Annotated in this window: 1 protein-coding gene; it reads right to left on the reverse strand. The window is 39.3% G+C overall.

The window, feature by feature from the left end:
* Positions 1 to 21: 21 nt before the first annotated feature.
* Positions 22 to 3,060: a glycoside hydrolase/phage tail family protein gene (locus OZD61_RS03000; protein ID WP_274979795.1), complete on the reverse strand. Its 3,039-nt coding sequence runs from the start codon at positions 3,058 to 3,060 to the stop codon at positions 22 to 24.
* Between the last annotated feature and the right edge of the window lie 209 nt (positions 3,061 to 3,269).

Consider the following 3,269-nt stretch of genomic DNA (forward strand, 5'->3'; position numbering starts at 1 on the left):
GCTTCATGAATTTATTGTACGTTACCTACTATCCGAAGAGCGATGCAACAAAGCCCACTGGGATCCAGGAGAAATATGGTCAAGCGCTGGAATGACACCATCACTTAAATAATGGTTATATGAAGAACTCAATACACCAAAACGTAACACTACTATAAGCCCCTCGTCGGTAGATTCCATTACATATCCGTAAGTAGACTGCTTGTTTGTGCTTGCGATAGGCTTATAATCCTTATCGTTGTACGAAATAAAGAGTGTTGCTCCCTTCCAATTCTTTTCCTCACTAATTAAAGTAAAGCTTGCACTATTACCTTTAATATCCGGTAAATCTATCATTTCTACGATGGTTTTGCTAATGTGAGAGGGAGGGTATTCCTTCAGCATAAGTGACCTTGTTGAAGGAAAAGAAAGCTTATATATAGAGTGATCATAACCAACGCCAATTACTTGAATGGACATGCTTTCGAATTTTGTTTTTATAATTCTCACCGTATGCTTTTTCTCACCGTCTAAAATCGTTATTACATCACTTGGCACAAGCCACGCATATTTTATTGGCAGCTTGAAATTGTATATATTTCTCTCTTGCCACGAAGAATAAAGTAAAACCTCAGCTATATTTTGCGCCTCTCCCTCCTCCATAATGAGCGGTATTTCAACTGTTATAGCAGCGCCTTGCTTTGGCAACTCAGCATATTTAACATCAATTGGATAGCCAAAATTGCGATTAAAATAAACGACGTTAACTTTATTGTTTAAATCTAATTGACTGATATTAGCAAGTTTTGAATTGTTACTGAAAACCATTTCACCAATTGGTATTCCAGTCGTAACTCCCCTGCCCTTTTGGACAAATTTCAGTTTAGAGTCCTGTTCAACCACATCAAAAAAATAGCAACTTTGCAGCATTTTAATAATTGAACGTACCGATTGCTGGTCATTTATTACATATCCAGACAATAATCCTTTAACATCACTCGTATCGAACTGATCGCTTTTTAAACCTGCTTTTTGTAATAGATCCGATAAAACATCGGAAATATTAAGCTGTGAAAGCTTTCCCTGAATCCAATGTCCTGTCTGCCAATTATGGCAGTCAGTCCACATATCACACAAATTGGGGAAATAAGGAAATGGCCTTGCATCCCACGCCCAGAGAAACATTTTTTCTACCATTTCCGAGCTTTGCCACTTCTTTAGCGTTCCTTCAATTGCAATTTTTTGCGAAAGAAAGCTCACCTCTCCGTTTGAATATCGTGGATATTTGCTCTCTATGCTGCCTTTGTCAACAAACACATTTGGCTCATTAGTGCAGCCGTTCATACTGGGAAATCTATACTCAGTAAACCATATTTTTTTCATTTTTGGTTGCCATTTCGTTTTACTACCACCTGGATTTATGTGAGTTTCACTCCACCATTTTGCTATGTTTTTCCACGCATACCTGCTGTCGTTATACTTTACTCTTTCAGGCTCACCCTTTGAGTAATCATAGAAATAATCATACCCCACTCCACTGCTCCAACCACCCATTACATCTTCCACGGAATAACCAAAAGGAGGCTCTGGACCATCAGTCAGTGGAAAATAAGCATCTATGCCAACAACGTCGATATACTCTGAAGACCACAGTTCATCCATATTATACCAACCATCATATGAGTGGTATTCGCTCCAATCTGCAGCGTAGGTAACTGTTACTTCTTTTCCAAGATTAAGTTTTATCTGCTTTGCAAGCTTGACCAGCTCTATAACGGCAGGGTAATTCCCTTGTTCATCCCTGATTTTGGTAAGTTGCGCAAATTCAGAACCAATGATAAACCCTTCCACTTTAGTTTGTTTGGCAATGCTTGCATAATGCTCTATAAATTTGTTGTACTGATTCTTAAAAAAATCACTTATATCTTCAGGAGTCCCGCTCAACCTTCCTCGCCACCCTTTGTTCTTTGTATCAAGTAAGGGCATTGGATAGAGCATCACCTTGTAGCCTCTGCTGTGTAGCTCTTCTATATATCTTATCAACGCTGCATCACTAACTGTGCCACCATACCTTGGGTTTCCACTCGCATCTTTTGAAATTAGCTGAGCATTATCTCTGGTTACACCCCCTACTTGCCAATCATCAGGTAATATTGCGGAATCATCTTGAAATTCAACTGCAGGATATATTTTACAATCTTTAATGTTCAGATCATTCACAAACCAATTGACTACTACCGATACCCACTCAACATTTGGTAAATCTCCCTTTAATTGATCCAAAGAAAGCATTGCATCGCTCTTTTTAGTGTGGTTGTTGTGATTTACCCTTTGCGCCAGCCCATATGGGATATATTGGTTGCTGCTTATTTTCTCTTGCGCGATTTTCTTCTGTATTTTTGTATCATATACAAACTCTCCTGAGCCTGGTGTTATATTGATATTCCGAATATTTTTTGCTACTGAAAATTCATTTGACTTTACTGCAGTTTGCACTTCAAACGTAAATACCGGAACATGATTATTATAGTCTGCTAAAGGAAAATTCTTGATGACTATGTAAGATATTCCCCTATAAGCCGGCACATTCCCCTCTCCTTCAATTGATGACATAAATGGATCAGGATTTTGGTCTTCTCTGCCGCTGTAAAAAGTATAATCTATTTCATCAAAGCTAAGTGATGTTGTATCTGCCCAGATTCTGTTTAATTTTTCTACTTTCCCCTTGCAGATCGCAATTGCAAGCGTTGCATAGTAATTATATGTAACGTTCATACCTCTTCCAATTTTACTTTTGGTGGTTATCGCCTCTTCTTTTATTGGCTGTGCCCAAATAATATTCCCTGCAACACGAGCAGTGCCATAGATAATTGGGATCGTTCTGCCGTAGGTTGAGGTTTGAACTTGCAGATTTTTTAGCCTTGCCCCATGCGTTACTTTTTGCTCGGCTTCAAGGCCGAACATTGCCCCATCTAGCTGTGCACCAAGAAGAGCACCAAGTTCTGAGCCGATAATCCGGCCAATTGGCCCAAAAATGCTGCCTGCTTGACCAAAAATTGATGATAAAATTATTGTGGACATGATAATCCTCCTTTTTGTTTCTATAGTTAATGTAGGCTCTACGTCATGCCGCCACGGATAGATCCCGCTAACAAGCAGCGGGATGACGAGCTTATCGTTATGCCGCCGCGAACCGTCATACCGCGATTCATTCGCGGTATCTCTTAGAACCTGTTAAGGATCTCGAAAATATGAGGTAAAATAAGCATAGTTAAGAAAGAGGTATATCT

This window comes from Wolbachia endosymbiont of Drosophila bocki, from assembly GCF_028982005.1.
GTDB lineage: Bacteria > Pseudomonadota > Alphaproteobacteria > Rickettsiales > Anaplasmataceae > Wolbachia > Wolbachia pipientis.

Excerpts from the sequence above, each read along its gene's own strand:
- OZD61_RS03000 (WP_274979795.1), bottom strand. The coding sequence starts at position 3,060 with ATGTCCACAATAATTTTATCATCAATTTTTGGTCAAGCAGGCAGCATT.